The organism is Agromyces sp. NPDC060279 (assembly GCF_042726785.1).
Lineage (GTDB): Bacteria > Actinomycetota > Actinomycetes > Actinomycetales > Microbacteriaceae > Agromyces.
Genome location: NZ_JBHXBK010000006.1, coordinates 186,850 through 199,086, shown reverse-complemented (window position 1 = coordinate 199,086; position 12,237 = coordinate 186,850). Strand labels below are relative to the sequence as shown.

The following is a 12,237-nucleotide window of genomic DNA, read 5'->3' as shown; positions in this document are numbered from 1 at the left end:
CCGATGAGCTGCAGCGGCGACAGTCGCTCGCCGAGCAGCGTGGTCGACACGAGCGTGATGCCGAGCACCGAGATGCCGCGGGTGAGCGGGTAGGCGACCCCGAACTCGCTCCGGGCGTATGCCGCCGTCAGGAGCACGAGGTACAGCGATTGCAGCGCAGCCGAGCCCGCCAGGGCGGGCCAGGCGGCGGCCGCGACGGGCGGCAGCAGCAGGCAGCCGACCGCGCCGGCGAGCAGGTAGACGAGCCCCATGAGCGCGGCGGAGACCAGGCGCTCCGGGATGAGCTTGGCGATCGCGTTCCACGCGCCGTGCATGACGGCCGCGCCGAGCACGGCGCCGAGGACGAGCGCGGTCATGGCGCGGGCGCCGCGACCGCGGGGTGCTCGACGACGTGCAGGAGCATCGCCTGCTCGGGACGCAGCGCGGGCATCACGAGGCCCGCGCGGCCGAGGGCGGCGCCGCCGGCGCCGAACGAGGCCGATGCCAGCCAGGGCGGGAGCTCGCCGGCCGTCGGCGACGATCCGACGCCCACCGCGGCGACCGAGTAGCGGCGCTCCGGGTCGAGGCCGGGGAGCCGGATCCGCCCCGGGCTCGAGAGCGGGGAGCGGCCGAGCGCGACGACGGCGTACACCGCTTCGCTGCGGTCGGCGGCCACGACGCCGTGCGCGGTGATCGCCGGGTCGGGGTGGTCGAGCCGCACGACGTCGCCGCCGTGGAGGAGCGGTCGGAACCGTCGGTGCAGCGCCACCCATTCGCCGAGCTCGGCCAGTTCGGCCGGGCTCGCGTCGCGCAGGTCGTACTCGATGCCGAAGTGCCCGAACAGGGCGGTGATCGCCCGGAACGCGAGCGTGTGGGTGCGTCCGGTCGTCTCCGAGCTCGCCGAGGCGACGTGGCTGCCGATGAGCTCCGGCGGGACGAGCTGGGCCGTCCAGCGGTTGATCTCCTGCCGGTCGAGCGGGTCGTTGTCGTCGGAGGCCCAGACGCGGTCGGTGCGCTCGAGCACGCCCAGGTCGACCCGCCCGCCGCCCGAGGAGCAGGATTCGATCTCGAGGCCGGGATGATGCGCCTTCAGCTCGTCGAGGAGTCGGTAGCAGGCGAGGGTCTGCGTGTGCACCCCGGGCCGCCGCGGCGACCCGGCGAGCGCGCCGGTGCCGGCGTCGACGAGGTCGCGGTTGTGATCCCACTTCAGGTAGCCGATGTCGTACTCGGCGAGCAGGGCCAGCAGGGCGTCCCGGATCCAGCGGTAGGCCGCCGGGTTGCTGAGGTCGAGCACCTGCTGGTGCCGCGACTCGACGGGCAGGCCGTCGCGCGCCGACATGATCCACTCGGGATGGTCGCGCGCGAGCGCCGAGTCGACGTTGATCATCTCGGGTTCGATCCAGAGGCCGAACTGCATGCCGAGCGCGCGCACCCGGTCGACGAGCGGGTGCAGCCCGTCGGGCCAGGCGTCCGGCGAGACCGTCCAGTCGCCGAGGCCCGCCCGGTCGTTGCGGCGGCCGCCGAACCATCCGTCGTCGAGCACGAACCGCTCGACGCCGATCGAGGCGGCGCGTTCGGCGAGCTCGAGGAGCGCGCCGAGGTCGTGATCGAAGTAGACCGCCTCCCAGGTGTTGAGCGTCACCGGCCGCGGCGTGCTCGGGTGCTGCGGTCGTGCCCGGAGCATCCGGTGCACGCGCTGCGCCGCCGCATCGAGGCCGTCGCCGTACACGCCGTACACCCACGGGCTGCGGTAACGCTCGTTCGTCGCGAGCTGCACCTCGCCGGGCAGGAGCAGCTCACCGCCGCCGAGGTGCTGCCGGCCCGAGAGATCGCGCTCCAGCTGGTGCACGTGATTGCCCGACCAGGCCGTGTGGATGCCCCAGAGCTCACCGCGCGCGAAGCCGAATCCCGCGCGTCCGACCGAGAGCAGGGTGGCGGCGTCGAGGCCGGTCCGCCCGTGCCGTCCTTCCCGGCGGTGGGCGCCGACGACGACCCGGCGCCGCTGCGGAGCGCGCTCGTGCGCCCACCGTCCGGCGAAGTCGAGGATCTCGTCGGCGATGATCGGGGTCGGCAGGCAGAGCAGCAGCTCGTCGAGCTGGTAGGGGTCCGTCCCGAGGTTCTCGAGCTCGGCTCGCAGCCGGACGACCCCCGAGTCGGCGAGTTCGACGTCGAGCACGAGGCCGAGCTCCGTGACCGGGTCGGTCGCGGCGATCCGCACGGCCCCGGCGCCGCGGCTCACGAAGCGCGGCGCGTCGTCCGAGGGCTGCGCGGTGGGGAGAGCTTCGCCGTCGAGCCGAACCTCGTGCACGCGGAAGCCCGGCGACCACGCGCGGCCCGCGCGCGAGCCGCTGATGCCCGGGTGACCCATCCAGCCGTCCGAATGCTCGGGCAGCACCGCGGCGTGCACCGGGGCGTCGACCTCGCTCGCACCGAGCGGAGGCACCCCGGAGGCCACGAGCGCCTCGAAGCCGGCGGAATCCAGCTCGCCGAGGTCGTCGCCCCAGTGCGTGATCGCGGGCAGCCGACCGCCTCGCAGATCGAGCACGAGGGAGACGCCCCCGCTGCGCAGGGCGATGCCGAGGTCGGCTGTGGGCATGGGTGGGGTTCCTCTCATCGAACCGGTCGGATAGTGTTTGCGTTGCCATGAAGCCTGCTCAGCATTCGATCGCCCGAGCCTCGATCAACGACGTCGCGGCGCACGCCGGCGTCTCCGCCCAGACCGTGTCGAGGGTCGCCAACGGCCAGACGAACGTGCGACCTGCGACCCGGGACCGGGTGCTCGCCTCCATGCGCGAACTCGGCTACCGGCCGAACAGCGCAGCCCGCAACCTGAAGTCGGGCCGCTTCCGCAGCATCGGCTTCGTGACGTTCAACCTGGCCACGCTCGGCAACGAGCGCACGCTCGACGCCGTCACGCTGGCCTCCGAGGCGGCCGGGTACACGACGACACTCCTGTCGATCGCCGATCCGACCCAGCTCGACGTGGTCGGGGCGTTCGGCCGGCTCGAGGAGCAGGCGGTCGACGGCATCATCCTCGTGATGTCCGCCGAGGTGGGGCCGCTCGACGAACTGACCATCGCCGCCGGCCTGCCCGTCGTGATCGTCGACTCCGACGCCAACCTGCCCTACACGATCGTCGACACCGATCAGGAGCAGGGGGCGAAGCTCGCGCTCGACCACCTGCTCGAGCTCGGCCACCGCGAGCTCGTGCACGTCTCCGGGCCCGCGAAGTCGTACTCCGCGGCGCGACGTGCCGACGCCTACCGGCGCACGCTGGAGAAGGCGGGACTCTCGCCCGAGGTCATCGCCGGCGACTGGACGGCTGCGAGCGGCCTCGAGATCGGCCGGCGCCTCGCCGAGCGCGAGCACCCGCCGACCGCGGTCTTCGTGGGCAACGACCAGATGGCCCTCGGGGTGCTGCATGCGCTGCACGAGCGGGGGCTGCGCGTGCCCGAGGACGTGAGCGTCGTCGGCTTCGACGACAGCGACGAGGCGCTCGCGTTCTGGCCGGCGCTCACGACCGTGCACCAGAACTTCGACGAGGTCGGTCGCAAAGCCACCGAGCTGCTGCTCGGGCTGATCGACGGCGACGAGGTCGAGCGGCAGAAGATCCTCATCCCGACGCGGCTGGTCGTTCGCGACTCGACGGGGCCGGCGCCGCGCTGAGGCGGCGCCGCGGAGCGCGGCGCCGCGGGGTCGGGCGCCCATCAGCGCTCGCTCGGCCCGAGATCCGGTCGCGCGGCGAACCGGGCGGTCGCCGAGCCGTGCCCTGACAGCTCGAACACGACGAGCTCGTTGCTGCCGCGCCGCAGCACGGGCGCCGGCACATAGAGGGTGCGCTGCGGGCCGCGGCTCCAGTGCCGCCCGAGGTGGTGCCCGTTCACCCAGACCGTCCCCGAACCCCAGCCCGCCGTGTCGAGGTGGAGGTCGCGCGGCTCGTCCAGCTCGAAGTCGCCCGCGGCGAACGCCGGGCCCGCGAGGGGACCGCCCGGCTCGTGCCCGGGCGGAGCCGCGGCGATCGCGGCGCGGACCCTGTCGATGCCGAGGTCGAGGGGGCCGGCCAGCCAGCCGTCGAGCGGCCGCCCGTCGAGCGTCGCCGGGCCGATGAGGCCCTTCGGCTCTCCGAGCCGGGGTCCGTAGTTCACGCCGCCGAGGTGTTCGACGAGGAACGTCAGCCGCCCGCCGCGCGGCAGCACGACGACGCGGTCGCCGTGCTCGCGGTCGATGGTGCCGACCCGGCCGCCGTCGAGGAAGACGTGCGCACGGTCGCGCACCTCCGCGAAGGCGAGCAGGCCCCCCGAGCCCGCCGTCGTCTCGTAGTGCGAGTAGCCGCGCGGGGCGCCGAAGGCCGAGGCATCCGGCACCGCGTCGAAGGCGACCGCTCGCGCCAGCCCTGCGTCGTGCAGCGTCACCCGGCGGTCCAGCGCCACCTCGAATGCGGGCGCGTCCACCCGCTCGGCCGGCCGCTCCGGCGGGACCGGCGCGAACTTCGCGATCGTCTCGCGGAATCGCCAGTACTTCTCGGTCGGCGTGCCGTCCTCGGCGAGCGGGGCGTCGTAGTCGTAGGAGGTCGCGATCGGCCGGAAGATGCCCTTGTCGTTCGCGCCCGAGGTGAAGCCGAAGTTGGTGCCGCCGTGGAAGAGGTAGATGTTCACCGAGGCGCCCGCCGCCAGCAGCGTCTCGAGCTCGGCGGCCGAGTCCGCGGCCGGGGTGGTGTGGTGCGGCTCGCCCCAGCTGTCGAACCAGCCGCACCAGAACTCGGAGCACATGAGCGGACCGGTCGGCTGGTGCCGGCGCAGCGTCTCGAGCCGTTCCGCCGCGCGCGAGCCGAATGACCCGGTGCGGTGGAGCTCGTCGAGTCCGCCCCGGTGGAGCATGTCGTCGACGGGCTGGTCGACGGTCGTCAGGGGCACCGTGATCCCCCCGCGCCTCGTGCGCTCCACGAGGGCCCGCAGGTACGCCGCGTCGTCGCCGTAGGCGCCGTACTCGTTCTCGATCTGCACGAGCACGACCGGTCCGCCGGCGTCCACCTGGCGCGGAGCGACGATGCGGGACACCGCGTCGAGGTACTCGCCGACCGCCTCGAGGTACGCCGGGTCGCTCGAGCGCAGCGTGACCGAGCGGTCGGCCGTGAGCCAGCCGGGCAGGCCGCCGTCGTGCCACTCCGCGCAGATGTACGGGCCGGGGCGGACGATGGCGAACAGGCCGGCCTCGTGCACGAGGTCGAGGAAGCGGGCGAGATCGAGCGAGGGCGGCGTGCGGAACGCGCCGCGCTCGGGGGAGTGCTCGTTCCAGGGCACGTAGGTCTCGATCGTGTTCAGGCCCATCTGGCGGGCCTTCTCGAGCCGGTCGGCCCACTGCTCGGGATGCACCCGGAAGTAGTGCATCGCCCCGGAGATGATCTGGAACGGCGCACCGTCGAGGAGGAAGTCGGTCTCGCCGATGGCGAAGGAGGGCATGGCGGTCTCTCGGACTCTCTGCGGGCGTGCAGCGGGGAACCTGCGGGCGCAGGTCCCCCGCCGCACACGTGGTTACTGGTTGACGCTGAACCCCTGCTCGTTGCCGTAGGCGACGAGCGTGTCCTGCCAGGCGAGCAGCGCCTCGTCGAGGTCGCCGCCGGAGCCGAGCGCCTTGCCGACGGAGTCCGAGAACACGTTGTTCGCGTACCCCTGGTACGGCAGGTACTGCCAGCCCGGGATGACCGACTCGGCCGAGGCCGCGCCGATCTGGTTCGCGGCCTGCCCGCCGTACCCGGGGAACGGGGCGTCGAGCCACTCGGGGTTCTCGAGGTCGGCGACGGTGGAGGGGAAGCCGCTCTGGTTGAGCAGCGCGCGGCCCTCGCCCTCGGCTAGGTACTTGAGCACCCCGGCGGCGGCCGCCTGGTGCTCGCTCTGCGAGGTGACGGAGATGCCGGAGCCGCCGTTCTCGGCCGAGGCCGGCGTGCCGTCCCACGTCGGCATGGGAGCGACCTTGAACCGCCCGGCCGGGCCGTAGTCCTCCATGCCGCCATTGATCATCCACGAGCCCATCAGGAGGGTGCCGAGCTTGTCCTGGGTGAGCGCCTTGGTCCACTCGTCCGACCAGGTGGCGAGGCCCGAGAGCTCGCCGGCGGCGAGCCGCTCGCCCCAGAACTCCGAGAACTTCTTCGTGCCCTCGTCCTGCAGGTCGATGGTGACGCGGTCGCCCTCGGTGCGGAACGGCTGCCCGCCCGAGGCCCAGATCATGCTCGTGAAGAAGCCCGCGTCGCCGCTGTTGGCGATGTAGGCCTCCGGGTCGGCCGCGTGGATGGCGGCCGCCGCGGTCGCGAACTCGTCCCAGGTCTTCGGCGCCTCGGTGATGCCCGCCTTCTCGTACAGGGCGGTGTTGTAGATCATCACCATGGGGCCGGAGTCGTTCGGCAGACCCACGATCTGGTCCTGCACGTTCACGGCGTTCCAGGTCGAGGCCGTGAAGGCGTCCTGGTAGTCGGCGAGCCCGTAGGGCGTGAGGTCGGCGAGCGCCCCGCCGAGGGCGAGCTGCGGCATCGTCTGGTACTCGACCGGGACGAGGTCGGGGGCGCCCTTGCCCGCCTTGATCGCGTTCTGCAGCTTCGTCACGACGGCGTCCGGGTTCTCGAGCTTCACGACGTCGAAGGTGACGTTCGGGTACACCTCGGAGATGGCGTCCGCCTGCTCCTGGGTGGTGTCGCTCCAGGTCCACCAGGTGAGCGTGACGTCCTCCTGGAGGGCGGCGTCCGTGTCGGTGGAGCCGGCGTCGGCGCCCGGGGCGGCGGCACTGCAGCCGGCGAGGAGGCCGATCAGCAGGGCGCCGGAGCCGAGGGCCGCGCCGAGGCGGGCCGATCGACGGGGGGTGGGGTGTTCCATGTGCGTGATTCCCTTCGCGTGGTGGTGCGGATTCGGGTGGTGCGGATTCTGTTGGTGCGGTTTCGGGTGAGGCCGAGTGCGGGCTACTTGACGCTCCCGGCGGTGAGGCCGGACTGCCAGTAGCGCTGGAGGTAGAGGAACGCCGCCGAGATGGGGATGACCGTCAAGAGCGATCCGGTGATGACGAGGTTCGGCACCGCCTGGCCGCCGATCGCGCTCGACTGCGCGGACCACTGCGCGAGGCCGACCGGGAGCGGGTACCACTGCGGGTCGCTCAGCATGATGAGCGGGAGGAAGTAGTTGTTCCAGGTCGCGACGACGGTGAACATGAGCACGGTGATGAGCGCGGGGGCCAGCTGGCGCAGCGCGATGACGAAGAAGATGCGGATCTCGCCCGCGCCGTCGAGCCGCGCGGCCTCGAGCAGTTCGTCGGGGATCGCCTCGCGGGCGTAGACCCAGACGAGGTAGAGGCCGAAGGCGCTCACCATGGAGGGGACGATGACCGACCAGGGCGTGTTCGTGAGCCCGAGGCCGCTGAACAGCAGGAACTGCGGCACCGCGAGCGCCGATGCGGGGATGGCCATGGCGCCCAGCACGATCGCGAACACCCACTTGCGGCCGGGGAAGTCGTACTTCGCGAGCCCGTAGCCGGCGAGCGTCGCGAGCAGGGTGGCCCCGCCGGCGCCGACCACGACGTAGGCGAGGGTGTTGCCGAGCCAGCGCAGGAAGATGCCGTCCTGGTAGGTGAAGGTCTCCGCGATGTTGCGGAACAGGGCGAACTCGCCGCTGAACCAGAACGCGAAGGAGTCGTAGAGCGAGTCGGCGGTCTTGCTCGAGTTCACGAGCAGCCACCACAGCGGCACGATGCAGTAGAGCAGCATCAGCGTCATGAGGACGCCGAGGGTGACGGAGGCGCGCCGGTGCCGTGGGCTGCCCCGTCTCGTCGCGACGGGGCCCGTGCGCCCGCTCGCGAGGCGGCTCGGCGAGCGGCGCCGAGCGGTCGATGCGGCGGCGCTCATGCCGTCTTCCCCTTCCGCTCGCCCGCGAGCTGCACGAGATAGGCGACGACCATGGTGATGACTCCCGAGACGATCGCGATCGCGGCCGCGTAGTTGAACTGCGAGCCGGCGAACGACAGGTTGAAGGCGTAGAGGTTCGGGGTGAAGTAGGTGGTGATCGAGTTCGGCGCGATGGTCTGCAGGATCGACGGCTCGTTGAAGAGCTGGAAGCTGCCGATGACGGAGAAGATCGTGGCGATCACGAGCGCCCCTCTGATGGACGGCAGCTTGATCGAGAAGATCGTGCGGAAGGCGCCGGCGCCGTCGATCTCCGCGGCCTCGTAGAGCTCCTGGGGCACCGCTTTCAGGGCCGAGAAGAAGATCAGCATGTTGTAGCCGACGAACTCCCAGGTCACGATGTTGCCGATGGAGAGCAGGATGAGGTCGGGAGCGAGCGGCGAGGGCAGCTCGATGCCGAAGAAGCGGTCGAGGTCGGCGACGAGCCCGAACTGCGAGCCGTACATGTACCCCCAGATCATGACCGCGACCACGCCGGGGACGGCGTACGGCAGGAAGATCGAGAGCCGGTAGAACGGCACCCAGCGCAGGCGCGCGCTGTCGAGCGCGAGCGCGGCGAACAGTGCGAGCCCGAGCATGATGGGCACCTGCACGAGCAGGAACACGCCGACGCGGAGGGTCGCCTCCCAGAACTTTGGATCGCTGAGCGCCTTGCCGTAGTTCTCGAGGCCGACGAAGGCGTTGCCGCCGAGCAGGGTCTCGCGGAAGAGGCTCAGGTAGCCCGCGTACAGCAGCGGGCCGATGAAGACGAGGGCGAAGACCAGCATGAACGGCCCCACGAACCACCAGCCCGCCCAGTCGCGGCGGAACGGCCGGCGTCGCCGGGCGGAGCCGGTCGTCGCCGCGCTGGCGTAGGTGGCGGGGGAGACGCCGATGGGCGGCTCGACGGAGCGGGCGGCGATGCTCATCGGCGAGCCGCGCCGAAGGTCGGGATCGGTGACTTCTTCGTCATTCGCTGGGCATTCCTTCATGAATGTTTGCGTTCACATCGGAGTATAGGGGACAATAGTGTTTACGCAAACAAGTTTCTCTGCGAAGCTCGGGAGCGCCCCTCCGATCACCCCGACACCGCTGTTTGGATGCCCGCATGCTCTCGACCGTCCACGTCGTCTTCAAGACGCACCTCGACCTCGGCTTCACCGACACCGCCGCTCGCGTCACCGAGCGGTACGTGCACGAGTACCTCCCGCGGGCGGTCGCCCTCGCCGAGGAGCTCGAGCGCCGCGGCGGCCCGGCCCGCTTCGTCTGGACCACCGGCTCCTGGTTGATCCACGAGGCCCTCCGCCTCGGCGACGACGGCGAGCGTGCCGGGCTCGAACGGGCGATCCGCGCCGGCCACGTGCGCTGGCACGGCCTGCCGATGACGACGCACACCGAGCTGATGGACCCGGGACTCGTCGAGCACGCGCTCTCGATCTCGCAGGGCCTCGACGCACGGTTCGGGCTGCGCACGGCCGCCGCGAAGATGACGGATGTCCCGGGGCACACGATCGGACTCGTGCCGTTCCTCGCCGACGCCGGCATCGAGTTCCTGCACCTCGGGGTAAACGGCGCCTCCGCAGTGCCCGAGGTGCCGGAGTTCTTCGTCTGGCGCGCGGCGGACGGCAGCGAGGTGGTCGTGAACTACGCGCGGAGCTACGGTGCGACCGAGCTCGGGCTCGCGGTCGCGCCCGGCGGCGAGCATGCGTTGCACCTCGCGCACACGGGCGACAACTTCGGCCCGCCGAGCGCGGACGACGTGGAGTCGCTGTTCGCGCGGCTGCAGGCGGCGTATCCGGGTGCCCGGGTGATCGCGTCGACCCTCGACGCGTTCGGCGCCGAGCTGCGCTCCCGGCGGGGGAGCCTGCCGGTCGTGACCGAGGAGATCGGCGACTCGTGGATTCACGGCGTGGCGAGCGATCCCGTGCTGACCGCGCGGTTGCGGGCCCTGCTGCGGCTGCGGGCCGAGTGGCTCGACGCCGGCGCGCTCGTGCCGGGGACGCCCGAGTGCGACGGGTTCAGCGACGGGCTGCTACTCGTGCCCGAGCACACCTGGGGCGAGGACCTGAAGACCTACCTGCCCGACTACGTGAACTACGAGAAGGCGGACTTCCAGCGGGCCCGCGCCGACGACGGGATCGACCCCGCACGCAACCCGGCGGCGTTCGACGCGTACGCGTGGGCGTACCGTGAGCGGGTCGGCACGCAGCGCCTCGCCTACTCGGCCTTCGAGCAGTCGTGGGCCGAGCAGCGCGCCCACCTCGACCGCGCGCTCGCCGCGCTCCCGCCTCGACTGCGTGCCGAGGCCGAGACCGTCCTCGAGGGTACCCGTCCAGTCGACGGCGGGCTGGGCGGCTCCCCGATCGACCTCGACGCCGAGCACACCGTCGGCGGCTACCGCGTGCGCTTCGCGGGCGACGGCGCGCTCGTCTCGCTCGTCGACGCCGAGGGGATCGAGTGGGCCGGGCCCGAGCACGCGCTCGCCCGCTACCGCTACCAGACGTTCGACGAGCGCGACGAAGCGCGCTGGCTGGCCGAGTACTGCCGAGACCTCGAGGCGAACGGCGAGTGGGCGATCCCCGACCAGAGCAAGCCCGGCCTCGCGATCGCCGACACGCTGCCGGCGAGCGTCTTCGCCCCGCGGGTCGTGTCGGCCCGGCGCCTCGAACGCGGTGGAGACGACGCGGCGGACACCCTCGTGCTCGAGCTCGCCTTCCCGGAGGAGGCCTGCGAGCGATGGGGCGCGCCGCGAGGCATCCGCCTGGCGTATCGCTTCCCGAGCGGTCCCGGCCCCGTCTCGATCACGCTCGACCTCGAGGGGAAAGACGCGTCCCGCCTGCCCGAGGCCGGGTGGCTCGGATTCCGACCGCGCACCGCGGCGGGCGACTGGCGGCTGCGCAAGCTCGGCAGCGAGATCGACCCGACGGCGGTGGTGCGGGGCGGCAACCGCCGTCTGCACGCCGTCACCGAGATCTCGCACACCTCGGCGCGACGCTTCGCTCTGCAGCCCCTCGACGCCGCGCTCGTCTCGGTCGGCGGCCCGGCGCTGCTCCGCTTCGACGGGGCGATCCCCGACCCCGACGACGGCTTCCACATGAACCTGCACAACAACGTGTGGGGCACGAACTTCACGATGTGGTTCGACGACGACTTGCGCTTCCGATTCCTGCTGGAGCTCGCGTGAGCGCCGCGGCGGTGGCTCCGCTCGTCACGAGCCCGCCGGTCGTGATGGCCCCGCGGCCCGACGGCTTCGAGCTCGTCTGGGGCGTGAGCCGGCTGAGCCGCGGGCGGGTCGAGTGGCAGGCCCCCGACGGTCTGCGCGGCAGCGCCGCGGCCGACGCGTTCGGCATGGTGGCGCAGGGGGAGCGCGTGCTGCGTGTGCGCCTGAGCGGCCTGCCGGCGGGCAGCCCGGTGCGCGTGCGCGCGGTGACCGATGCGGTCGAGGCGCCGCTCGAACGGCACACGAGCGACTGGAAGACCGTGCGCACGCTCGACGTCGCGGCGCCCACCGCCCGGATCGCCGTGTGGAACGACACCCATCAGCGCGACGACACGCTCCGTGCGCTGCACGCGGCGACTCCGGCGGCCGATCTGCTCGTCTGGAACGGCGATCTCTGCAACGACTGGACGGATCCGGCCTCGTTCGTCCCGACCGTGCTGAACCCCGCCGGGGTCGACGTCAGCGCGGACCGCCCCCTCGCCGTCGTCGTCGGCAACCACGATGTGCGAGGCCGCTGGGCGTATCAGCTCGCCGACTTCGTCGCGACCCCGGAGGGACGCCCGTACACGGCGTACCGGATCGGGCCGGTCGCCTGCCTGGTGCTGCACACCGGCGAGGACAAGCCCGACGCGCATCCGAGCTTCGAGGGGCGGGTGGCGTTCGAGGCGCTGCGGGCCGAGCAGGCCCGATGGCTTCGCGAGGTCACGGCCCGCCCCGAGATCGCCGACGCGCCGTACCGGATCGTGTGCTGCCACATCCCGTTGCGGTGGACCGACGAGTCGCCCGCCGACTACGACGCGGACGGCTACGACTGGTTCAGCCTGGCGAGCAGGGACGCCTGGCATGACGCCCTCGTCGAGTGGGGGGCGCAGCTCGTCGTCTCCGGCCACACCCATGCCCCGGCGCTGCTGCCGGCGACGGCCGAATTCCCGTACGCCCAGCTCGTCGCGGGCGGCCCCGACGCCGAGCCGGACGCCGCCGAGGCGGCCGCCTGGACGGAGCTCTCGGCGGACTCCGGTGAACTGCGCGTCGTGCTCCGCGACCTCGCGGCGCGGGTGCGCCACGAGCTGCGACTCGCCCCGATCGCCGGCCGCGGCTGACGACGAACGGGCCCGGACGC

The 12,237-nt window shown here is 72.3% G+C and carries 8 protein-coding genes and 1 pseudogene; 3 read left to right on the top strand and 6 right to left on the bottom strand.

Annotated elements, in window-relative coordinates:
• Positions 1 to 356 (bottom strand): annotated as a pseudogene (locus ACFWE1_RS15540) (EamA family transporter); the annotation flags it as partial.
• Complete coding sequence (locus tag ACFWE1_RS15535; protein WP_376934308.1) at positions 353 to 2,575, bottom strand: alpha-galactosidase; 2,223 nt, start codon at positions 2,573 to 2,575, stop codon at positions 353 to 355. The gene ACFWE1_RS15535 and the pseudogene ACFWE1_RS15540, both read right to left, overlap by 4 nt.
• A 47-nt stretch (positions 2,576 to 2,622) precedes the next feature.
• Between ACFWE1_RS15535 and ACFWE1_RS15530 the strand changes: the two genes are divergently transcribed.
• On the top strand, positions 2,623 to 3,645 hold the full coding sequence (locus ACFWE1_RS15530) for a LacI family DNA-binding transcriptional regulator (RefSeq protein ID WP_376934307.1): 1,023 nt from the start codon (positions 2,623 to 2,625) through the stop codon (positions 3,643 to 3,645).
• A 41-nt stretch (positions 3,646 to 3,686) separates the two neighbouring features.
• Here the strand turns inward: ACFWE1_RS15530 and ACFWE1_RS15525 are convergent, their stop codons facing one another.
• From ACFWE1_RS15525 to ACFWE1_RS15510, 4 genes are all read right to left on the bottom strand, one after another.
• Positions 3,687 to 5,438, bottom strand: coding sequence for a beta-galactosidase family protein (locus ACFWE1_RS15525; protein WP_376934306.1), 1,752 nt, complete (start codon positions 5,436 to 5,438; stop codon positions 3,687 to 3,689).
• Positions 5,439 to 5,510: 72 nt separating this feature from the next.
• A complete protein-coding gene (locus ACFWE1_RS15520; RefSeq protein WP_376934305.1) occupies positions 5,511 to 6,842 on the bottom strand; it encodes an extracellular solute-binding protein in 1,332 nt (443 codons plus the stop codon).
• A gap of 83 nt (positions 6,843 to 6,925) precedes the next feature.
• The gene (locus ACFWE1_RS15515) at positions 6,926 to 7,861 is read right to left on the bottom strand and encodes a carbohydrate ABC transporter permease (protein WP_376934304.1); all 936 of its coding nucleotides are present in this window, start codon (positions 7,859 to 7,861) and stop codon (positions 6,926 to 6,928) included.
• Positions 7,858 to 8,826: a carbohydrate ABC transporter permease gene (locus ACFWE1_RS15510; protein WP_376934303.1), complete on the bottom strand. Its 969-nt coding sequence runs from the start codon at positions 8,824 to 8,826 to the stop codon at positions 7,858 to 7,860. The genes ACFWE1_RS15515 and ACFWE1_RS15510 overlap by 4 nt, the downstream gene beginning before the upstream one ends.
• Before the next feature lie 179 nt (positions 8,827 to 9,005).
• Between ACFWE1_RS15510 and ACFWE1_RS15505 the strand changes: the two genes are divergently transcribed.
• Positions 9,006 to 11,081, top strand: a complete 2,076-nt coding sequence (locus ACFWE1_RS15505) for a DUF5054 domain-containing protein (RefSeq protein ID WP_376934302.1) — start codon at positions 9,006 to 9,008, stop codon at positions 11,079 to 11,081.
• On the top strand, positions 11,078 to 12,217 hold the full coding sequence (locus ACFWE1_RS15500) for a metallophosphoesterase family protein (RefSeq protein WP_376934301.1): 1,140 nt from the start codon (positions 11,078 to 11,080) through the stop codon (positions 12,215 to 12,217). Before ACFWE1_RS15505 ends, ACFWE1_RS15500 begins: the two co-directional genes overlap by 4 nt.
• Positions 12,218 to 12,237: the final 20 nt, after the last annotated feature.

Bases quoted from the DNA above. Each gene is read 5' to 3' on its own strand.
- ACFWE1_RS15505 (WP_376934302.1), top strand. From the start codon at position 9,006: ATGCTCTCGACCGTCCACGTCGTCTTCAAGACGCACCTCGACCTCGGC.
- ACFWE1_RS15525 (WP_376934306.1), bottom strand. From the start codon at position 5,438: ATGCCCTCCTTCGCCATCGGCGAGACCGACTTCCTCCTCGACGGTGCG.
- ACFWE1_RS15535 (WP_376934308.1), bottom strand. From the start codon at position 2,575: ATGCCCACAGCCGACCTCGGCATCGCCCTGCGCAGCGGGGGCGTCTCC.
- ACFWE1_RS15520 (WP_376934305.1), bottom strand. From the start codon at position 6,842: ATGGAACACCCCACCCCCCGTCGATCGGCCCGCCTCGGCGCGGCCCTC.
- ACFWE1_RS15515 (WP_376934304.1), bottom strand. From the start codon at position 7,861: ATGAGCGCCGCCGCATCGACCGCTCGGCGCCGCTCGCCGAGCCGCCTC.
- ACFWE1_RS15510 (WP_376934303.1), bottom strand. From the start codon at position 8,826: ATGAGCATCGCCGCCCGCTCCGTCGAGCCGCCCATCGGCGTCTCCCCC.
- ACFWE1_RS15530 (WP_376934307.1), top strand. From the start codon at position 2,623: ATGAAGCCTGCTCAGCATTCGATCGCCCGAGCCTCGATCAACGACGTC.